The sequence below is a fragment of the Roseibium sp. AS2 genome, assembly GCF_038900065.1.
GTDB lineage: Bacteria > Pseudomonadota > Alphaproteobacteria > Rhizobiales > Stappiaceae > Roseibium.
Map to the genome: position 1 here is coordinate 87,712 of NZ_JBBMQN010000011.1, position 20,140 is coordinate 107,851.

General features: G+C 62.1%; 17 protein-coding genes. 13 read left to right on the top strand and 4 right to left on the bottom strand.

Annotation, left to right across the window (positions count from 1 at the left end):
- Positions 1–79: 79 nt before the first annotated feature.
- The 7 genes from ccmI (at position 80) to WNZ15_RS25065 (ending at position 7,960) form a co-directional block, all read left to right on the top strand.
- Positions 80–1,213: a c-type cytochrome biogenesis protein CcmI gene (gene ccmI, locus WNZ15_RS25035; protein ID WP_342895775.1), complete on the top strand. Its 1,134-nt coding sequence runs from the start codon at positions 80–82 to the stop codon at positions 1,211–1,213.
- 63 nt (positions 1,214–1,276) lie between these two features.
- Entirely contained in the window at positions 1,277–1,726 is a 450-nt protein-coding gene (gene ccmE, locus WNZ15_RS25040) for a cytochrome c maturation protein CcmE (protein ID WP_342895776.1), read from the top strand.
- A gap of 37 nt (positions 1,727–1,763) precedes the next feature.
- Positions 1,764–3,749 (top strand): heme lyase CcmF/NrfE family subunit, encoded by a 1,986-nt coding sequence (locus tag WNZ15_RS25045; RefSeq protein WP_342895777.1) that lies wholly within the window; start codon positions 1,764–1,766, stop codon positions 3,747–3,749.
- 4 nt (positions 3,750–3,753) lie between these two features.
- Entirely contained in the window at positions 3,754–4,239 is a 486-nt protein-coding gene (locus tag WNZ15_RS25050; RefSeq protein WP_342895778.1) for a cytochrome c-type biogenesis protein, read from the top strand.
- An 84-nt stretch (positions 4,240–4,323) separates the two neighbouring features.
- Positions 4,324–5,868 (top strand): caspase family protein, encoded by a 1,545-nt coding sequence (locus WNZ15_RS25055; protein ID WP_342895779.1) that lies wholly within the window; start codon positions 4,324–4,326, stop codon positions 5,866–5,868.
- Between the two features lie 83 nt (positions 5,869–5,951).
- Positions 5,952–6,575: a hypothetical protein gene (locus WNZ15_RS25060; protein ID WP_342895780.1), complete on the top strand. Its 624-nt coding sequence runs from the start codon at positions 5,952–5,954 to the stop codon at positions 6,573–6,575.
- 143 nt (positions 6,576–6,718) lie between these two features.
- Positions 6,719–7,960: a bifunctional alpha/beta hydrolase/OsmC family protein gene (locus tag WNZ15_RS25065; protein ID WP_342895781.1), complete on the top strand. Its 1,242-nt coding sequence runs from the start codon at positions 6,719–6,721 to the stop codon at positions 7,958–7,960.
- Between the two features lie 28 nt (positions 7,961–7,988).
- Here WNZ15_RS25065 and WNZ15_RS25070 read toward each other — a convergent pair whose 3' ends face one another.
- The 4 genes from WNZ15_RS25070 to WNZ15_RS25085 all read right to left on the bottom strand — a co-directional run bounded on the left by WNZ15_RS25070 (position 7,989) and on the right by WNZ15_RS25085 (position 10,985).
- On the bottom strand, positions 7,989–9,068 hold the full coding sequence (locus WNZ15_RS25070; protein WP_342895782.1) for a DUF2336 domain-containing protein: 1,080 nt from the start codon (positions 9,066–9,068) through the stop codon (positions 7,989–7,991).
- Between the two features lie 245 nt (positions 9,069–9,313).
- Positions 9,314–9,712: a 5-formyltetrahydrofolate cyclo-ligase gene (locus tag WNZ15_RS25075; protein ID WP_342895810.1), complete on the bottom strand. Its 399-nt coding sequence runs from the start codon at positions 9,710–9,712 to the stop codon at positions 9,314–9,316.
- Positions 9,713–9,718: 6 nt separating this feature from the next.
- A complete protein-coding gene (locus tag WNZ15_RS25080) occupies positions 9,719–9,961 on the bottom strand; it encodes a hypothetical protein (protein WP_342895783.1) in 243 nt (80 codons plus the stop codon).
- Between the two features lie 25 nt (positions 9,962–9,986).
- Entirely contained in the window at positions 9,987–10,985 is a 999-nt protein-coding gene (locus WNZ15_RS25085; protein ID WP_342895784.1) for a DUF2336 domain-containing protein, read from the bottom strand.
- Positions 10,986–11,155: 170 nt separating this feature from the next.
- On the opposite strand from WNZ15_RS25085, the gene WNZ15_RS25090 reads away from it, so the two are divergent.
- The 6 genes from WNZ15_RS25090 (at position 11,156) to WNZ15_RS25115 (ending at position 20,140) form a co-directional block, all read left to right on the top strand.
- A complete protein-coding gene (locus tag WNZ15_RS25090; RefSeq protein WP_342895785.1) occupies positions 11,156–11,800 on the top strand; it encodes a glutathione S-transferase in 645 nt (214 codons plus the stop codon).
- 231 nt (positions 11,801–12,031) lie between these two features.
- A complete protein-coding gene (locus WNZ15_RS25095; protein WP_342895786.1) occupies positions 12,032–13,588 on the top strand; it encodes a Do family serine endopeptidase in 1,557 nt (518 codons plus the stop codon).
- 212 nt (positions 13,589–13,800) lie between these two features.
- Complete coding sequence (locus tag WNZ15_RS25100) at positions 13,801–14,484, top strand: response regulator transcription factor (RefSeq protein WP_342895787.1); 684 nt, start codon at positions 13,801–13,803, stop codon at positions 14,482–14,484.
- Positions 14,471–15,922 (top strand): HAMP domain-containing sensor histidine kinase, encoded by a 1,452-nt coding sequence (locus WNZ15_RS25105; RefSeq protein ID WP_342895788.1) that lies wholly within the window; start codon positions 14,471–14,473, stop codon positions 15,920–15,922. Before WNZ15_RS25100 ends, WNZ15_RS25105 begins: the two co-directional genes overlap by 14 nt.
- A complete protein-coding gene (locus WNZ15_RS25110; RefSeq protein WP_342895789.1) occupies positions 15,873–18,869 on the top strand; it encodes a bifunctional [glutamine synthetase] adenylyltransferase/[glutamine synthetase]-adenylyl-L-tyrosine phosphorylase in 2,997 nt (998 codons plus the stop codon). Before WNZ15_RS25105 ends, WNZ15_RS25110 begins: the two co-directional genes overlap by 50 nt.
- A gap of 584 nt (positions 18,870–19,453) precedes the next feature.
- Complete coding sequence (locus tag WNZ15_RS25115) at positions 19,454–20,140, top strand: hypothetical protein (protein WP_342895790.1); 687 nt, start codon at positions 19,454–19,456, stop codon at positions 20,138–20,140.

Sequence of the window (20,140 nt, forward strand, 5' to 3'; positions counted from 1 at the left end):
GGCGGTGTGTGAGCCGCGACCCCCGGTCACAGCACAGCCGCCTTGCTTTTGTCCGCATTGAGCGGTCTATAGTGCTGCGATGACCTTCTGGATCCTGATCGCTTTTCTGACAGGCGTGGCCGCGCTGTCGGTGTTGGTACCGCTGACGCGCAAACGCGCTTCGCCGGACGATGGGGCCATGCACGCCGACGAGGCGGTTTACCGCGACCAGTTGCAGGCGATTGAAGCGGAACTGGATCGCGGGCTCATCGAGGCGGAAGCGGCCGAGGCCGCGCGTACCGAGATCGCCCGCCGGCTTCTGGCCGCTCACGACAGGGACACCGACCAGTCGCTCAAGAGTGGCAAACGTCCCCGGCTCAGGGTGGCGCAGGCTGTTGCTCTGTTCGCGCTCCCCGCTGCCGCCTGCGGGCTTTATCTCTTGCTCGGATCGCCCGGTCAGCCCGACCAGCCGCTGGTCGCCCGCCTTTCGGCGCCCGCTCAGAACCAGAATGTGGATGTGCTCGTCGCCCGGGTGGAACGGCACCTTGCGGACAATCCGGAAGACGGCCAGGGCTGGGCGGTGGTCGCCCCCGTCTACATGTCCCTGGACCAGCCTTTGGCCTCGGCCAGGGCTTATGCCAATGCAATCCGTATTCTCGGACCCCGCCAGGATTGGCTCACCGACATGGGCGAGGCGCTGATGATCGCCAACCAGGGGCTGATCACGGCGGATGCCCGGCAGGCCTTCGAACACGCGGTCACTCTTTCCCCGGACGCGGTGAAGCCGAGGTTCTTTCTCGCCATCGCGCTCGGACAGGAAGGGCGCACGGACGACGCAGTCGCAGCGTGGCAGGCGCTGTTGATGGACGCGGACCCGGCGGCCCCCTGGGTCGGAGCGGCAAAACGGGAGCTCGCCGGCCTCACGGGCACCGAAGCACCGGCTGCCGACTTGCCCGGCCCGAGCGGCGAGGACATTGCCGCGGCTCGGGAAATGAGTGCGGACGACCAGCAATCGATGATCCGCAACATGGTCTCGGGTCTCGCCGAGCGTCTTCAGGCAGAAGGCGGCTCCGTCGAGGAATGGAACCGGCTGATCCGTGCCTATATGGTTCTCGGAGAGAGGCAGGATGCGGAAAGGGCCCTGGAATCGGCCCGGGCCGCGTTCGCAGGCACCCCCGAGGACTTGACCCGGATAGAGGATGCGGCGGGCCAGCTCGGTCTCACCGGATCGTGACGGCAGGCGAGGCCCTGTCCGAAACGCCGGACGCAGTGGAATTGGACTTCGAACGGTGCGCATATGACACGTAAACAAAGACGGTTGACACTCATCGGAACGGCCGGCGCGGTCCTGGCGGTCGCCCTGGCACTGATCCTGGTCGCCCTGAACGACGAGATCGTTTTCTTCCAGAGCCCCACCGATATAGCAGAGCAGTCCCGTCCCGACGGACAGCGCATCCGGCTGGGCGGGCTTGTCGAGGAAGGCTCGGTCGTCCGCTCCGACAATGCCGTGGTGCGGTTCCGCGTGACCGACCTGGAGAACGTGATACCGGTGACCTACAAGGGCATCCTGCCGGATCTCTTCCGCGAGGGGCAGGGGGTCGTGACCGAAGGTATCGTGGGCGCCGACGGGGTCTTCGTTGCGGACAGCGTTCTGGCGAAGCATGATGAAAACTACATTCCCAGGGAAGTGGCCGAAGCGCTCAAGGACCAGGGGCACTGGCAGGGCGGCGAAGAGGCCGCCAATTGAATTTGCGGGCAGGTCGCGGCTGGACTGAGGATCGAATATGATTGTCGAATTCGGACACTACGCACTGGTACTGGCTTTCGCCATGACGCTGGTCCAGTCGGTTCTGCCGGTTTGGGGCGCCCTGAGCGGGGATGACCGCCTGATGGCGATCGCGCCGCCTGTCTCCGTTACCCTGTTCGTTCTGGTCCTCTTGTCCTTCGTCGCCCTGACCGCCGCGTACCTGAGCTCGGATTTCTCGGTCCTGAACGTGGTGGAAAACTCCCATTCGGCCAAGCCGCTGCTCTACAAGTTCACCGGCGTCTGGGGAAACCACGAGGGCTCGATGCTGCTCTGGGTACTCATCCTGGTTTTCTTCGGCGCCCTGGTCGGTGTCTTCGGCGGCAATCTCCCGGCCGATCTGAGAGCCGTGACGCTTTCGGTCCAGGGCTGGGTTTCGGCGGGATTCATCCTGTTCCTGCTGGCCACTTCCAACCCCTTCACCAGGGTGTCCAACCCGCCGCTGGAAGGCGCGGATCTCAATCCCATCCTCCAGGACATCGGTCTGGCGATCCACCCGCCGCTGCTTTACGTCGGCTATGTCGGGTTCTCGATCACGTTCTCCTTCGCCGTCGCCGCCCTCATTCTCGGGCGCATCGATGCCGCCTGGGCCCGGTGGGTGCGTCCCTGGACGCTGCTGGCCTGGTGTTTTCTGACCCTGGGCATCGCGATGGGGTCCTACTGGGCCTATTACGAACTGGGCTGGGGCGGCTGGTGGTTCTGGGATCCGGTTGAAAACGCGAGTTTCATGCCATGGCTGGCAGGCATCGCGCTGCTGCATTCCGCAATCGTCATGGAAAAGCGCGAAGCACTCAAGGTGTGGACCGTGCTGCTTGCGATCTTCACGTTCTCCCTGTCGTTGCTGGGAACGTTCCTGGTCCGCTCGGGTGTGCTGACCTCGGTGCATGCCTTCGCGACCGATCCGACACGCGGCGTGTTCATTCTTGCCCTGCTGTGCTTTTTCATCGGCGGTTCCCTGGCTCTGTATGCCTGGCGGGCGCCGATGCTGAAGCAGGGCGGGCTGTTCGCCCCCATCAGCCGGGAGGGCGGTCTTGTGCTGAACAACCTGTTCCTGACCGCGGCTTGCGCGGCGGTGCTGGTCGGTACCCTCTATCCGCTCGTGCTCGACGCGATCACCGGCGAGAAGATCTCCGTCGGCGCGCCCTTCTTCAACCTGACCTTCGGTCCGCTGATGGTGCCGCTGCTCATGGCCGTTCCCTTTGGACCGATGCTCTCCTGGAAACGCGCCGATCTGGCGGCGGCCTGCCAGAGACTGTATGCGGCCTTCGGTCTTGCGCTGCTGCTGACACTCGGGACATTCTATGCCTGGGGCATGGACATGGTGCTTGCTCCGCTCGGCGTCGGCCTGGCCGTCTGGGTCATGGCGGGGGCCGTATCGGAAATCGTGACGCGTGTGAAGTTTTTCGAAATCGGCCCCCGGCGCGGGGTCGCCCGGCTCGTCGGCCTGCCGGGATCCGCCTGGGGCACCGCGACCGCGCATTTCGGCGTTGGCGTGACTGTGCTTGGCATCGTCACCGCGTCGGCCTTCCAGGAGGAGCATGTTCTGACCATGCGCCCCGGCGATGCGGTTGAACTTGCCGGCTATCAGGTTGCCTTCGACGGCGCCGCGCCCCGGCGCGGACCGAACTACACCGAGGAAGTCGGGCACTTTTCTCTCCGCAAGGGGGGAACGCTCGCAGCACAGCTCGAACCGTCCAAGCGGATCTATACCGCCCGTCAGATGCCCACGACCGAAGCCGGTATCTTCACGACCGGTTTCTCCCAGCTCTATCTCTCGCTTGGCGAGAGCCGGGGCGACGGCGCGGTCGATGTCAGGCTCTACTACAAGCCGCTGATCACCCTGATCTGGATCGGCTGTGTGATCATGGCGCTCGGCGCCGTGTTTTCCATGGCGGACCGGCGGCTTCGGGTGGGGGCGCCTAAGCCGGCGCGCAAGCGCAAGATCCAAACGGCCGCGGCGGAGTAGGGCGATGATCCGGACCCTCATGAAAACCCTGCTGCTGTGTCTTTGCGTTTTCGCCACGCCCGCGCTTGCCGTGGCGCCGGACGAGATCCTGGACGACCCGGCGCTCGAGACCCGGGCCAGAACGCTATCGGCGGGCCTGCGCTGCATGGTCTGCCAGAACCAGTCCATCGACGACAGCGACGCGCCGCTGGCGAAGGATCTGAGGGTTCTGGTGCGCGAGCGGCTGGTGGCCGGCGACAGCAACGAGGAAGTCATCGACTATCTGGTGTCGCGCTACGGTGAATTTGTGCTGCTGAAGCCGCGCTTCGCCTGGCACACCTTGATGCTGTGGGCGGCCGGACCGCTGGCGCTGATTGCCGGGCTGATCGCGATTTTTCTGGCCCTGCGCCGCAAACGCAGGGGGGGCGCTTCTGTCGAGGAAAATGTTCCCCTGAGCGAAGACGAACAGCGCAAGCTGCGGGGCATCCTGAAATCGGGTGCGGACATCTGATAGTTTCCGCCAAGGGTTGCTTTCAAGAAGCATACGGGCAAGTATCTCGCAGTTATTTTATGTTTTGAGATACGGCAGTCCATTATGCGCGGCACGAAGCTGCAACCGGTTCGATCGCAATGGCTTTTTGCGGCGTGGCTCACGCTGCTGGTCCTGTGTATCCTGCAATTGCCGGGAGCGGTGCGCGGGACAGCGGCGGAAGCTGAACCCTTCAACGAGAAGCGGCTCGCGCTCGTGGTTGGCATTTCAGACTATCTGACCGTTCCGGATCTGGAGAACACCGTCCGTGACGGTGCGCTGATCGCCGACACGCTCAGGTCTTTGCGCTTCGACGTGATCGAGGAATACAATCTCGGTCTGAATGGCTTTCGCGCGCTTCTGGACAGGTTCGAGTTCGAAGCCGAAACCGCCGATGTCGCGATCGTCTATTTCGCGGGTCACGGGGTCGAGGTCGGCGGTCAGAACTTTCTGATTCCCGCGGACTCCACGGCGGCTTCCCGCAAGGAGGTCGCACAGACTTCTGTCTCCCTCCAGGATATTCTGGGGGCGGTCGACAAGGCCCGCCAGCTCCGCATCGTCATCCTGGACAGCTGCCGGAACGATCCGTTCGCGCGTGACGGCAGCCTCGAGATCGTCACGCTTGATCAGCCGGCCACGGTGAACGGACTGGCGCCTCCCTCTCCCGAGAGAGGCACGCTCGTTGCCTTTGCGGCGAAGGACGGTGCGACGGCTCTGGACGGGGACGGCCGCAACAGTCCCTTCGCCCTGGCGATTTCTGAGACCCTCAAGTCCAGCGATCTGGAGATCGGACTTGCGTTCCGGCAGGTGCGCGACACGGTTCTCAAGGCGACGAACAACTTTCAGGAACCGCACACATACGGATCGCTGTCGGGGGAACCCTATTTCCTGGCCGGCCGGAAGCAGGCAATCAACACGCTGGAAGCCAAAGAGCGGAAGAATGCCTGGAGTGAGCTGGAGGTCGATCAGGAAAAACAGCTGGCCGTGCTGGCCGGCAAGGGAGACATCAGGGCGCTCAAGGGATTGGCCTACATGCGGCTGAACCCCAACGAGGAAAGATACGATCCGGCGGCAGCCGTGGCGCTCCTGCAGAAGGCGGCCGACGAAGGCGACCCGGAGGCGATGTTCGAACTGGCCAGGCTCTATGAGCAGGGGATCGGCGTCGATCAGGACATCGAGCGGGCCCTGAAGCTGTTCCACCTGTCCGCGGACAAGGATTTCGCGGACGCCATCAATGATCTCGGGTTTCTGCATTTCCAGGGCGGGCTCGGCGTTCCGCGCGATCCGAACAAGGCGATGGCGTATTTCGCCAGGGCCGCGGATCTTCGGCATCCCGAAGCCATGTTCAATTTCGCCGCGCTGATAGACGACGGCACGGTGGAGGGCCGCGATCTCGACGATGCGGCTGCCTATCTTTACCAGTCCTTGCGCACGGGCAATGAACAGGTTCTCGACCTGCTTTCGGAACGTCCGACAATGTTCAAGCAGGGCACGCGGCGCGCGCTTCAGAAAAAACTGACTGAAAGAGCATTCTACGATGGTGCCATAGACGGGCAATTCGGCCCGCAAACCCAGCGGGGGCTGCGGCGCGCCTATGGAATTTCAGAATAAGACGATTTGATCCGGCCGACACCATTTCAGGGCCGGTCTGGCCGAAAACAAGACTTCTTAAGGTGACACAAGGGAAATTTCTGATGCAAAAGTCATATTCAGCCAATTTGTTTTCCATTTTTCTGGGCTTGCTGATGGTCTGCGCCACCCCGGCGGCGGGCTTTGCCGCGCGCACTGGAGACCTCTACCCGCAACCGGCCCCTTCAGGCATTCCGGAATTGCGGTTGCTGACGGACAACCGCGGCTACGGTCCGGAGGGTTCCGGCACCGTCAGGCTTGTGTTCGCCGATGATGTGACCGGGGCAATCGTGCGACAGATCAACCGTGGCACCGCCGAATGCGGCCGCATCGACAAGGTCTACCGGATCGACTGCATGCGTCAGGTCTACAAGCAGGCGGCGGGCGCAACGGGGAACCGCCGGGACTATTCGGCAGTGAATGGCGAACTGCGCAAGCTTTCAAGGACCTTGAACGGGATTGTCGGCAAGAATGTCGACCGCAAGGCGGGCAAGATCAAGGTGGGCAACAAGTCCTACCGGGCGGTGACCCGGAAGGCCCTGCGCCAGGCCAGCGGCCAGGCCTCCCAGGCAGTCAGTGAAGCCGCGACAAAGTTGCTCCGGTCCGGCGGGAATGCCAAGAAGCGCAAGGTGCATTATACGCGCATCGCGAACGCAGTAAATTCGAGCAAGAAAATCCTGAGGTCCTGAGGACACACGAACGTGCCCGCTGTCCGGGGGCTGCCTTGAACGGACCTCGGGCAGCGGGCGCATCGGTGCTGTCACACCAAGGTGTGACTTGCACCTCTTGCGCGTGTGCCTACCTCTGATGCAGTGAAGCTGGAGGTTCCCGAATGTCAATCCGACCCATGAAACTGGAATTCGACGGTGCCCATGGCGCCAGGCTGGCTGCCCGCCTCGATCTTCCGGCCGGCAGAATCCGGGCCTTCGCGCTCTTCGCCCATTGTTTCACCTGTTCCAAGGATATTCCGGCCGCCCGCCACATTGCCGGTGCTTTGGCGGCCGAAGGGATTGCGGTACTCCGGTTCGATTTCACAGGGCTTGGCGGCAGTGGCGGCGATTTTTCCTCGACCGGTTTTTCTTCCAACGTGGCGGATCTGAAACTCGCGGCGGACTTTCTCCGCCGGAACTACGAGGCGCCCCAACTGCTGATCGGTCACTCCCTGGGTGGGGCGGCCGTGCTTTCGGTTGCCGGGGACATCCCCGAGGCGCGGGCTGTCGTGACCATCGGAGCGCCCGCCGATGCCGACCACGTGCTCCATAACTTCAACGGTGCGGAAGAGAATATACGCCGGGACGGTTCCGGAGAGGTGGACCTGGCGGGGCGGACCTTCACGATCCGCAGTGAATTTCTGGATGATCTGGCCGAGCAGACGGTTCGCGACAAGGTGTCCAGGCTCGGCAAGGCGCTTCTGGTGATGCATGCGCCGCTCGATGACACGGTCGGTATCGACAACGCGACCGGCATCTTTGTGGCTGCAAGGCACCCGAAAAGCTTCGTGTCCCTGGACAAGGCCGATCATCTTCTGAGCAGAAGCACGGACGCCGCCTATGCGGCCCGGGTGATTGCCGGTTGGGTCAGCGGCTATCTCGATCCCGAGCCCGTTGCATCCGCCGGTGAAGCCGGGGATGGGGTGGAGGTGGTCGAAACCGGTCAGGGCAAGTTTCAGGCGATGGTCGCCGGCGGCCCGCACAGGCTGATTGCCGACGAACCGGCTGCCTACGGCGGGCTGGACAGTGGCATGTCGCCCTACGGCTTCCTGTCCGCGGCGCTTGGTGCCTGCACGGTCATGACCCTGCGCATGTACGCCGACCGGAAGGGTCTGAATGTCGACAGGATCGGCACGCAGGTTCTGCATGGCAAGGTCCATGCGGCCGATTGCGAGGATTGTTCCCGGGACCTGAGGGAGAAAGCCGGCCGGATCGACAGGTTCGAGCGGATCATAACCCTGGAAGGTGATCTCGACCCCGACACGCGCGCGCGCATGCTGGAAATTGCCGACAAGTGCCCGGTTCACAAGACGCTGGAAGCCGGTGCGGCGGTCGTGACGCACTACCGGGGCGACAAGGACTGAGTGTTGCGATCGGCGGCATTGCCCTGGTTCAGGCCGCCTGTCCCTGCAGCGTCTGCAGCCGGATCTTCATGTAGGAGAGCAGACGGCGGGCGTCCCGCTCCGTCAGGGACTGATAGTCTGACACCCAGTTGTCGACGGTGGATTGCGATTGCTTGTTGTGCATCGCGCGCGCCTTGCACAGGGCCGCGTAATCGTCGCTTTCCACGCCCATCGCCCGGCACAGCACCGCAATCCCGGCGGCGTCGTAACGGACAAGCACATTGGTCACGTATTTCTGCTCAAGGCCCGCCATTTCGGAGAGCAGGAAACTGATGTCGTGCAGATTGTTGGACAGGGCAAGCTGTGTGATCGATTTGCTGATCGAGCGCAGGCCGGCCCGGATTTCCTTCAGTGTGGCCTTGACGTTGATCCGTGTCGCCTTGCGCTCCAGTCTGGAACCCGCGACGACCTTGCTTGCCTTGTGAAACAGGTCCCGGATGAGGTCTTCGTTGTCTGCGCGCAACTGGCGGATCCGGGACTGCTGCTGATCAGGCATCTGGTTGATCAGCTTGTCATAATCGGATTCCGTGATATCGGCGCGCTCCATCATGGCATCCCGGATGGTCTCGTCGCGCTCGGCCAGTTTGAGCAGAAGCCGTGATCCCCATTCGGAAATCTCCGCGCCTTCATTGGCGGCAACCGACTGTTTGACGGGGCTCTCGCCGCGTTCCAGCAGCACATCGGTAACCTTCGGTTCCAGATGCTTGCGTTTCGAAATCGCCAGCAGGTGACCCTGACCCATCGTCTTTGCAAGTTTCAGGATGTCTTCGGTCTTGAGCACGTTGGATGACGTCAGCATCGGCCTGGCGATATCGATCTCTTCGCGTGCCAGTTCGTAGGCCACTGCGTTGGACGTGTTGTCGATCGGGGCCAGTTGCTCGGAGAGCATTCTTTTCTGATCGGATTCCATCGTCGGAAGCATGCCTTCGAGCACCGTGTTGAAGAGCGTGATTTCCTCCATCTGGTAGTTCTCGGCCCCTCGTACGAACAAATCGGTCACATGATCGACGAGTTGGTGGCGTTTTTCCGGCGTGCTTTCCTGGGCCAGAGACAGAAGTTCATTAAGCATTATGAGGCCATCCGTTCAGATCTTGCCGGATCTTACGCACAGACAGTTTACAAGTGTCTAAAGTCCCAGGCAAATTTGGATGGAAAATCATTGGTATTGTCAATAATAACAATGCTTTTGAAGATGTGTAAGTGAAATAACGTAAGGTATAATACTTTAATATTGCAGTACGAATATTTGAATTGATTCAGGAGGTGTAAGCAGACGGGCAGAAATCGTCACGCCAGGCCAACAGGTTGACCAGTTTAAGGGGTCACGCCTTTTTCCGAAACGCCGACATCCATCGGGACATCCCATCCCATCGGAAAGATTGTGGGGATCCGGCTGAAACTGAAGCCCGCTCCGATGACAAAGGGCCTGGCCGGAAGGCCGGCCAGTGTTCGGTCATAATAACCGCCGCCGTTGCCGAGACGGTAAAGATCCCGGTCAATGCCGACGACTGGCGCAAGGACGATGTCGGGGGCCTGTGGCTCTCCGCTCGCGGGAACCGGAATGTTCCAGAGGCCTCGGACCATGTCGCAGCCTGGATACCAGGGCCGGAAGATCAGCGGCGCTTCCCTGGCCGCAACGATGGGGAGCAGGACGGTCTTGCCCCGTTGACACAGCTCGGCCATCAGCGGCCTCAGGTCGGGTTCGCCCCTGATCGGCCATTAGGCGGCAATCGTTTCGAATGACCGCGCCTCAAGTAAGTGCAACAGATGAGCACTCAGCGCTTCAGTGGCAGCCTGCCGTTCCGTGTGGGACAGTTGCTTGCGCCTTGCATAGAGGCGCAGGCGCTCGGATTTTCTGAAACGGCTGACATCCCGGAAGGTTTGCCGGTCAACCAGGTGACCGCCGATGATCAAGTGGGCGTGGCAAGGGGGATCGCCCGGTTGTTCTTCGCCATCGGACATTCTGGATTCCGAGCCGGAGCTGGCCTCAGGCCGCCTGTTCCTGCTTGACGGCCTTCAGCCTCATTTGCATGAGTGCCAGCAGACGGCGGGCATCGGTCAGGTCAAGCATGTGATAGTTTGTAAGCCATTTGCTGCCGGTGCTTTCAGGGAACTTGAGGTGTTTGCAGCGTTCCTTGCAGATTGCCTGAAATTCCATCGCACCGATACCGGTTGCCCGGCACACCGTGGCAATGCCGGTGGAGTCGAAGCGCACCATCAGATTGTGCACGTATTTCATCTCCAGCCCCGAGAAGAACGCCAGCAGTGAGACCGCGTCGAGCAGGTTGTGTTCCCGGGCGAGCTGATAAACCGCCTTGTTCAGGGTTGTCTTGCCGAGACGGATCCCCATCAGCCAGGCCTTCGGGTTGATTTTTGATGGTTTTCTCGGGAGTTCCGTTCCGGTGGCGACATTGCCGTCGTCGCGGAACAGGTCCTCGAGCATGGCCTCGTTTGACTTGCGCAGATGCCGAATACGGTCGCCCAGTTTTTGAGGCATGTCCTTCACCAATGCTTCGAACATCGGCATGGTCAACTCCGCGCCGAGGTTCGCCGCGACGGCTTGTTTGACTTTCCGGTCGCCGCGCTTGACCAGCATCTTGCTCAGGTCGGAGCTGATGTGGTCTCGCTTGGCCAGGCCCAGAAGGTGTCCCTGTCCCTGGGTTTCGGCGATTTTCAGGAGGTCACTTTCCTTGAGACAGGTCGAGCGTTCGAGCACCGCCTCCGCAATGGGAAGGTCATCGCTGGCAAGGGTTGCGGCGAGATTGGGCGACAGAGCCCTGACATCGGCGAGTTTCTCCGACATGGTCTGCCGGGCTTCGGGAGAAAGGGAATCATAGACCCCCTCAAGCATATTGTTCAGCAGATGCGCTTCTTCCGACGCCGCGTCTTCGGAACGAGCGGCCAGCAGTCCGGTAACGTGCTCGGCGAGCTCGTGTTTTTTTTCCTTTGAACTGCCTTTGGCAAGGTCGAGAAGCGAATTGGTCATGAGTTACCCTATCAGGCAGAGTTTCACCAATATTCCTTTACAACCGGTGAAAACCGGCAGAAGACCTGTCACAACTGCTGATGCATTTCCCAGTAACCCGCATGTCATCAACGACGCTTGATACTGGATGAGGGAGTTGACCATGTGCCGGCATTGGGTCATGGACGGTCATGATGAAGTCCACGATCCTCTATTCTTTCCGCCGCTGTCCGTATGCGATCCGGGCCCGGCTGGCGATTGCAGCAGGTGGCTGCAGCGTCGAGCTGCGCGAGATCGTGTTGCGGGACAAGGCGCCGGAGTTTCTTCAGACATCACCGTCGGCCACGGTGCCCTGCCTGAAACACGCAGACGAGGTCATCGACGAAAGCCTTGATATCATGCTGTGGGCACTGGACCACTCGGATCCGCAGCGATGGCTGCAACCGGAAACGGGCAGCCTGAAGGAAGCGCTGGACCTGATAGGCACCTGTGACGGTCCGTTCAAGCGCCACCTCGACCGTTACAAATACGATACGCGTTACCCGGACGCGGACCGGCAGGAAGAGCGATGGGCGGCGGCGGACTTTCTTGTCGCGCTCGACGGACGCCTTGCCCCGGGCGGGTGGCTGTGCGGCAGCCGCGCCTGCCTTGCGGATTATGCCATCCTTCCGTTCGTGAGGCAGTTTGCAAACACGGATCGGGCCTGGTTCGACGGGCAGGACTGGAGTGAGCTGCGGCGCTGGCTGGAAAATTTTGAGGCTTCCCGCAGCTTCCAGGCCGTGATGTTGAAATGGCCTCAATGGCGCGCCGGAGACGCCGTTGTCCTGTTTCCGTAACAGCGGGATGCGGCCTGGCCGTCCCACGGATCGTCGGAAAGGCCGGCCCGCAAGCCGACACGGCCCCGGTGGATAACGGCACACATATCCCCAACCTTACAAAACCTTAATGTCGCCGACAGGCGCCCGTAAGGATGGCTTCCCTATCTTCCACTCGAACCTGAAAGCACGAGTCCCCGTGTGCGCTTCGGGAAATGGCCTTCAATTCGAATGTCGATAGAGGAAGAAAATATGCAAGCCAATCGCTCTGTCTCTCCGCTGCGGTCCCGCCGTGCCAGGTTGCTGGCCGGTGTCGTCGCACTCGGTGCCGCCGGTCTGATGACCACGCAGACACTCGTTCCAGGCCAACTGGCATTTGCCGAGGCCGTGCGCGTCGAAGCTGCCGCCCCTGCGGATTTTTCCGATGTGGTGCGCACTGTCAGCCCGGCAGTCGTAAGCGTTCAGGTGAAGCAGGCTGTCGAGCCGCGCATGATGAATTTTGGCGGACGTGGCGGTGAAGGCAGCGGCAACGGAAATGGCAACGGTTTCGAGGAGTTCTTCAAGGGACTGCCCGAAGGCCACCCGTTCGAGCGCTTCTTCCGCGAATTCGGCGGTAAGGGGCAGGGTGGCAAGACCCAGCCTGACAAGCCGCGCAGCTACGGTCTGTCCCAGGGCTCCGGCTTCTTCATCTCCGAGGACGGCTTCGTGGTGACCAACCACCACGTGATCGACAAGGGCACCGAATTCACCGTCATCGACCAGAACGGCGACGAGTATAACGCGACGCTGATCGGCGCCGACAAGCGCACCGACCTGGCCCTGCTCAAGGTCGAAAGCGACACGGATTTCACCTATGTCGATTTTGCCGACGAAGCTCCCGAGGTTGGTGAGTGGACCGTTGCCATCGGCAATCCGTTCGGTCTGGGCGGCTCGGTGACGGCCGGTATCGTCTCGGCACGCGGCCGTGACATTGGCGCTGGACCATACGACGACTTCATCCAGATCGATGCCCCCGTCAACCGGGGCAATTCCGGTGGACCGGCATTCAACATGCATGGTGAAGTGATTGGCGTGAATGCGGCGATCTTCTCCCCGTCCGGCGGCAATGTCGGCATCGCCTTCGCGATCCCGGCATCGACCGCTCAGGACGTCATCATGGAACTGAGGAACGGCGGCACCGTCGTGCGCGGCTGGCTGGGCGTCCAGATCCAGAACGTCAGCGACGACATCGCGGAAAGCCTCGGCCTTGACGAGGCCCGTGGCGCCATCGTCGCCGAAGCGCAGGAAAACAGTCCTGCCCGGAAGGCCGGCCTGCGTTCCGGTGATACCATCCTGGCCGTGAACGGCACCGACGTCGAGGACCCGCGCGAGCTGTCCAAGATCATCGCCGCCTACGAGCCGGATACCAAGGTCGACATCACTGTCTGGCGCGACGGCGAGACACAGGATGTGACCGTGACCCTTGGCCGCCTGCAGGACCAGGAACAGGTCGCGGCGGTTCAGCCGGAAGCCGAAAAGGCCAGGACCAGTCTTGACGACCTCGGGCTGGTGCTGACCACCAAGGCCGAAGCCGGACTGGAAGGCGAAGGCGTTGTCATCGCCGAAATCGACCCGGACAGCCCGGCTGCCGAGAAACGCCTCAACGCCGGCGATGTCATTCTCGAAGTTGCCGGCATGAAGGTCGACAGCCCGCAGGATGTGCTCAAGGCGCTCGAAAAGGCCGGCAAGGATGGCCGCAAGGCCGTGCTCTTCCGGGTCGAGACCAACAACAACACCCGGTTTGTGGCCCTGCCCATGAACCTGGCCTGATCAGGGCCGGAGCAATCCGGCACCTGTACGGCATGACCGGCCTGCTCTTTGCCCCAAACCCCGACGGGCCGGTCATCGCCAACGTCATGCCTCCGCACAAGGAAGGCAGACCGAGGGTTTTGCCCCAAACCCTGACTTCTGGTGGTGGCGTCTCACATCCGGCGCCGCCACCAGCCATTTTCTTCCCGCCCAACTCAATGTAGAAGGATGACATGTTGAGGATTCTTGTCATTGAAGATGACCCGGAAGCGGCGAACTACCTGGTCAAGGGCCTGAGCGAGCTCGGCCACACCGCGGACCGGGCCGGCGACGGCCAGACCGGGCTGCAGATGGCTCTGGACAGCGAATACGACATCCTTATCGTCGACCGGATGCTGCCGAAGCTCGATGGTCTTTCGGTCATCCAGGAACTGCGTGCCCAGGGCAATCACACCCCCGTCCTGATCCTGTCCGCGCTTGGTCAGGTCGACGATCGGGTGAAGGGCCTGAAGGCCGGCGGCGACGATTATCTTCCCAAACCCTATGCTTTCACCGAATTGCAGGCCCGCGTCGAGGCACTCGCGCGGCGCCCGAAATCGGCCAGTCAGGTCGAGACGACCTACAAGGTCGGCGACCTGATACTCGACCGCATGGCGCATGCCTGCCGCCGGGGAGATACCGACATTCCGCTGCAGCCGCGCGAATTCCGCCTGCTGGAATACCTGATGCAGCATGCCGGCCAGGTGGTCACCCGAACCATGCTTCTGGAAAATGTCTGGGAATATCATTTCGATCCGCAGACCAATGTGATTGACGTTCACATCTCGCGCCTGCGCGGCAAGATCGACAAGGGCTTCGAGACACCTCTCCTGCATACGATCCGGGGTGCCGGATACACGATTCGTGACGCGGCTTAGACGGTTCACACGCACGACGGCGTTCAAGCTGTCGCTGCTTTACATTGCCGTTTTCACGGTGATGTCGGGGTTTCTTCTTCTGTATGTGGCAGACAACACCGATCATCTGATGTCGGAGCAGGTGGTGCAGTCCGTGGATTCCGAAATGAAGGATCTCGCGGATGTCTATGTGCGCGGCGGTGTCCGCGAACTGGTGGACACCATCGGCCGGCGGTCCCGACATCCCGATGCCAGCCTCTATCTTCTGGTCGACTTCGCGGGCAACGCCCTTGTGGGCAACATCGCCCGGCTGCCGACTACCGTTCTGGAAGAGGCGGACGGTGGCCTGCGCCGGGTTCGCTACACCCGTATCGGCCAGGACCTGGAAGGTGTCGAACGTCAGGCCATGGTGCGCACGTTCGAGCTGCGCGGCGGTTTCCGCCTCCTGGTCGGGCGGGATCTCGGTGACCAGCTCAGATTTGCCAATCTGCTGGCCAATGCGCTGCGCCTCTGGCTGATCGTCGTTGTGGTCATGGCCGCGATCACCTGGCTGTTCGTGAGCCGGCGGGTGATGAAGCGCATCGACGAACTGTCCGCCACCAGCCGCACAATCATGCAGGGCGACCTGTCCGGACGGCTGCCGATCGCCGGTACCAATGACGAGTTCGACAGGCTTGCGGTCAATCTGAACACCATGCTCGATCGCATTGAAGTTCTGATGCAGTCGATGAAGGATGTCACCGACAACATCGCCCATGATCTTAAGACCCCGCTGGCGCGTCTGCAAGCGCGGATCGAGACGGCGCTGCGCGAGGCGAAGGGCGAACAGGGTTATCGGAGCGCCCTGGAGGCGGCACTGGAGGAATCGGACCAGTTGCTGCGGGTCTTCAATGCGCTGCTGCACATCGCGCGGATCGAATCCATGGCGCCCGGATCGGTGATGGCGCCGACGGATCTCAACAAGCTTGTTGCCGAGGTCGCGGATCTTTACGAGCCCCTGGTGGAGGACGAGGGCGGCCGGCTGGAAACGGCGCTGGCACCAAGCCTCAGAGCGGACTGCAACCGCGACCTTGTCAGCCAGGCCCTGGTCAACCTGATCGAAAACGTCCTGAAATATGGCCGTCCGCAAGACGGGAAGCTGGTGATCCGTCTGTCGGGAGGCGAGGAAGACGGCCGCGTGGTCCTGGAAGTCTCGGACAACGGACCCGGAATTCCGGAAGGCGATCAGGACAGGGTGATGGAACGGTTTGTCCGGCTTGAAGAAAGCCGTTCGGAACCCGGTACAGGCCTCGGTTTGAGCCTGGTCAAGGCGATTGCCCGCTTGCATGGGGGAGACTTGCGCTTCAAGAATGAGGGGCCGGGACTGAAGGCCCGGATCGACCTGAAACCGGTCATCAGCAGGAGCGGGCATGAGCAAGGTGGAACAACCGGACAGTCCGGACAACCTGGACAGCCCTGACGGTTGCGCGGGCATTCTTGCCGACCGGATCGCCGTGATGCCCGGCACCCCGAATCCGTACCACGCCGCCCTGTTTCTCAAGGATCTCCTGGCTTGCACGCAGGCGGGGGAAGCTCTGAGCGCGCTGTTGCGGGAGAAGGCCGGACTGGAAGCCTTCCTGACCGGTATCATCGGCAACTCACCCTATTTGCGCGATCTGATGCTGGCCGATCCGCCGCGTCTGCTCGATCTGCTGCGCGAAGCGCCCGAAGTCCGGCTGGACCGGCTGCTTGTGTCGGCCCGTGAGGCCAGGGCCGAGGACGAGGCCGGCATCATGCGATCCCTGCGACTTCTCAAGCATGACCTTGCCCTGACGCTGGGACTTGCCGACATCTGCGGCGCCATCGATCTGACCCGGGTCACCCATGCGCTGGCCGGGTTCGCGGATGCGGCCCTGACCGCCACGATCCGCTTCTGTCTTGCGGACCTTGCCCGCCGCAACAGGTTCGAGCCGGCCGATCCGGAGAAGCCTGAAGTTGACAGCGGCCTGATCGTGCTGGCCATGGGCAAGCACGGTGCCAACGAATTGAACTATTCCTCCGACATCGATCTGATCGTGCTCTACGATCCGGCGAAAGCGCCGATGGCCGGCAATGCGGAAGCTCCGGTCGAATTCGTCCGGCTGACCAGGCGGCTCGTGAAGATCATGCAGGACCGCACGGAAGACGGCTATGTCTTTCGTACCGATCTCCGGCTGCGCCCCGATCCCGGCGCGACGCCGCTTGCCATGTCTGTCCCGGCGGCCCTGGTCTATTATGAATCCCTCGGCCAGAACTGGGAACGCGCCGCCCTGATCAAGGCGCGGCCCTGCGCGGGCGATATTGAGGCCGGTGCGTCCTTCCTTCATGAAATCGCCCCCTTCATCTGGCGCAAATACCTGGACTTCGCCGCCATTGCCGACGTCCAGTCGATCAAGCGGCAGATCCACATGCACAAGGGCCACGGCACCATCGCGGTCGCGGGCCACAATGTGAAGCTCGGACGCGGCGGCATCCGCGAGGTCGAGTTCTTCGTCCAGACCCAGCAGTTGATCGCCGGGGGGCGCAATCCTGCACTGCGGGGGCGGCGCACGCTCGAGATGCTGGATGCGCTTTGCGACGCGGACTGGATCCGGGCGCGCACGCGGGACGACATGGCCGGAGCCTATGGTTTCCTGCGTGATGTCGAACACCGCATCCAGATGCTGAACGACGAACAGACCCAGCTCCTGCCCAAGGACGAGGACGGTTTGCGGCAGGTGGCGGCACTGATGGGGTTTGACAGTCTGCAGGCCTTCGAAGCGGCTCTTCTGGAACATCTGCACAAGGTGCAGGGACATTATGCGGAACTGTTCGAGGACGTCCCGGCTCTGTCCACCGAGATTGGAAATCTGGTCTTCACCGGCGACGACCACGACCCGGACACGCTGGAAACCCTGGCGGGACTTGGCTTCAAACAGCCGGCGGAAGCGGCCGCGATCGTCAAGTCCTGGCATTTCGGACGCTATCCGTGCACGCGCTCGACCAGGGCGCGCGAGCGGCTGACCGAAATGCATCCGGCGCTGCTTGGCGCGCTCGCGGCCACGGAAAACGCGGATACGGCGCTGCGCGCGTTCAACAGCTTTCTGGCGAAACTTCCGGCCGGCGTTCAGCTGTTTTCGCTGCTGAGATCCAACCCCCAGCTCCTGACACTGCTGGCGACGACGATGGGCGCCGCGCCCCGCATGGCCGAAACCGTTTCCCGGCGGGTTCATGTGCTCGATGCGGTGCTGGATCCTGCGTTTTTCGGGGCGATGCCGAGTGTCGAGGAATTCAGGCAGGGTCTGGACCGCACGCTCTCCCAGGCGCGGTTTTATGAAGAAGCGCTGGACCGGGCGCGCATATTCACCCAGGAGCAGCAGTTTCTGATCGGTCTCAGGCTGATTTCCGACACGTTGTCGGCCGACCGGGTCGGCTTCGCGCTGGCCCGGCTTGCCGAAGTGGTTGTGGACCGGTTGCTGACACAGGTGATCGCCCATGTGAATGAGAGCCATGGCGACGTTCCGGGCGGCAACGTTGCGGTGCTTGCCATGGGCAAGCTTGGCGGGCGGGAGATGACGGCGGCCTCGGACCTCGATCTGATCCTGCTTTACGAGGCGCCGGAGGACGTCCGGCAGTCGGACGGCAAACGGCCGCTCGCCGTCACCCAGTATTACACCCGCCTGACCCAGCGCCTGGTCACGGCGCTGTCCGCCCCGACGGCGGAAGGCCTGCTTTACGAGGTCGACTTCCGCCTGCGGCCATCCGGCAACGCCGGTCCTCTTGCCACGAACCTTTCGGGCTTCATCGCCTACCAGAAAAAGGAAGCGTGGACCTGGGAACACATGGCGCTGACGCGGGCGCGGGTGATCGCCTCGACCTCGCCGGACTTCCGCGACAAGATCTACGACAGCATCTGCGGCACCCTGGTCCAGCCGCGCAACCGGGAAAAGCTTGCCGACGACGTGAGGGAGATGCGGGCGCGGATCGAGAAGGAAAAAGGCACGAAATACATCTGGGACCTCAAGCACGTTGCCGGAGGCCTCGTCGATATCGAGTTCATCGCGCAATTCCTGCAGCTCGCCCACGCTCAGGAGGACAGGTCGGTTCTTGCCCAGGGGACCGAGCAGGCCCTGGAAGCGGCCCGCGACGCGGGCGTCCTGGCCGTTGACGACGCCGAACTGCTGCTGGAAGCTCTGCGGCTCTACCATCGCCTGACCCAGGTTCTGCGCCTTGCCCTGTCCGGAAAATTCGTGCCTGCCGAGGCGCCGCGCGGCGTGCTCGACCTTTTGGTGCAGGCGTCCAGTGTTCCGACGTTCGAGCGCGTGGAAACGGAACTCGCCGATCTTCAGTCGCGGGTGCGGGCGACCTTCGAACGGTTCGTTGGAAGGGTTCAACCCGCCGAGAACTGATCCGCCGGGGCTCTCCCCTTGCCCGCATGTCCGCGCGGCGTCCTGTTCCCGCCATGAGAAACGAGACCCGCTTGGGCCGGGACCTGCAACGGTTCCCGCAGCCCATCGACTGAAAACTCCTTCCTGGAAAAAGACCGGCTTGCGTGCTTGCGCGGTGACGCGCGGCACAGGGATGCCGCCGCCGGATCCTCCATATACCGGTCATGAGCCGAGCAAGGAGAATTCAATTGGCGCTGCATCGGGATTTGAAGAACATTACTGACTGGGCGTGGCTGGCAAGAGCGGACCTTATGCGGAAAGCCCGGGCCACCGGCCGGCCGAAAGGACAGACACATCTGGCGCGGGGCAATCCCGCGGTCAAGGAGATTTACGGCTATATCTGCGGCGCGGCCAAAGGAACAGCTGTTTCCGAAAGGACGATGACCAGATTTTCCCAGACACTCTACAGGAAGCTCCACAACAAGCTTGCTGGCCGTATCAGGTATCTCTGCCAGACCGACGATGTTAAGGAAATGAGGGACCTTTCCAATTTTCCGGCGCCCAGAGAATGGGTCGGCGCATTCATCCATTTTCAGAAGCGCCCGATGCCCGTATGCACCGAGCGTGTCTATGTGAATCTCAAGGAACCGACGAGGGCGAATGCGTTCAGCGCGATTCTGAAGAAGATCTGGCATCTGCCCGGCGTCAGCAGCGCGAAGGTTGCCGCGCCGGGAGCGGTCAAGACGGACACCGTTCTTGTTTACTGCGACACCAGGGAAACACGTCAGGAAGTCATCAGGATCATCACCAGGTACAGGAAAAGAAACCTGAGATACTTCGGTTCGGAGCTGCCGAAACTGGTGGCTTCCGCAGGGACGGGCATCGGACACGGCGCCGAGCCACCGGACATTCACCCGGAAAGGCCGAACAGCCAGAGGTTCGAAGCCGGAGACACCGATGGCCAGAGCTTCAATTACTACCGGGCAACGCTCATCTTCATCGCGCTCGAACGCACGCAGTTCCCCGAGGAAATGTCCCAGGATTTCAGCAGGGCGGGTGTCAATCTGACCGGTTTCCAGAATGCCAACCGGAGACACGGAATGCATCTGGACATTGCAGGGCAACAGAAGAAGCAGGTGAACGCCGTCCGGAACATGGGTCAGAAGATGGAGTTCGAGCAGCGCGTGGAGGAGATATTCCGGCTCGCGGGACTGGATGCGGCCCATCCGGAAACCCAGGGTGACCCGATCCTGAATGCGCCGCCGCCGCCGCCGCCGCCGCCGGCACATTGA

What these genes read in the sequence shown, in the direction of transcription:
- ccmI (WP_342895775.1), top strand. Translation starts at nt 80, where the DNA reads ATGACCTTCTGGATCCTGATCGCTTTTCTGACAGGCGTGGCCGCGCTG.
- ccmE (WP_342895776.1), top strand. Translation starts at nt 1,277, where the DNA reads ATGACACGTAAACAAAGACGGTTGACACTCATCGGAACGGCCGGCGCG.
- WNZ15_RS25045 (WP_342895777.1), top strand. Translation starts at nt 1,764, where the DNA reads ATGATTGTCGAATTCGGACACTACGCACTGGTACTGGCTTTCGCCATG.
- WNZ15_RS25050 (WP_342895778.1), top strand. Translation starts at nt 3,754, where the DNA reads ATGATCCGGACCCTCATGAAAACCCTGCTGCTGTGTCTTTGCGTTTTC.
- WNZ15_RS25055 (WP_342895779.1), top strand. Translation starts at nt 4,324, where the DNA reads ATGCGCGGCACGAAGCTGCAACCGGTTCGATCGCAATGGCTTTTTGCG.
- WNZ15_RS25060 (WP_342895780.1), top strand. Translation starts at nt 5,952, where the DNA reads ATGCAAAAGTCATATTCAGCCAATTTGTTTTCCATTTTTCTGGGCTTG.
- WNZ15_RS25065 (WP_342895781.1), top strand. Translation starts at nt 6,719, where the DNA reads ATGTCAATCCGACCCATGAAACTGGAATTCGACGGTGCCCATGGCGCC.
- WNZ15_RS25070 (WP_342895782.1), bottom strand. Translation starts at nt 9,068, where the DNA reads ATGCTTAATGAACTTCTGTCTCTGGCCCAGGAAAGCACGCCGGAAAAA.
- WNZ15_RS25080 (WP_342895783.1), bottom strand. Translation starts at nt 9,961, where the DNA reads ATGTCCGATGGCGAAGAACAACCGGGCGATCCCCCTTGCCACGCCCAC.
- WNZ15_RS25085 (WP_342895784.1), bottom strand. Translation starts at nt 10,985, where the DNA reads ATGACCAATTCGCTTCTCGACCTTGCCAAAGGCAGTTCAAAGGAAAAA.
- WNZ15_RS25090 (WP_342895785.1), top strand. Translation starts at nt 11,156, where the DNA reads ATGATGAAGTCCACGATCCTCTATTCTTTCCGCCGCTGTCCGTATGCG.
- WNZ15_RS25095 (WP_342895786.1), top strand. Translation starts at nt 12,032, where the DNA reads ATGCAAGCCAATCGCTCTGTCTCTCCGCTGCGGTCCCGCCGTGCCAGG.
- WNZ15_RS25100 (WP_342895787.1), top strand. Translation starts at nt 13,801, where the DNA reads ATGTTGAGGATTCTTGTCATTGAAGATGACCCGGAAGCGGCGAACTAC.
- WNZ15_RS25110 (WP_342895789.1), top strand. Translation starts at nt 15,873, where the DNA reads ATGAGCAAGGTGGAACAACCGGACAGTCCGGACAACCTGGACAGCCCT.
- WNZ15_RS25115 (WP_342895790.1), top strand. Translation starts at nt 19,454, where the DNA reads ATGCCCGTATGCACCGAGCGTGTCTATGTGAATCTCAAGGAACCGACG.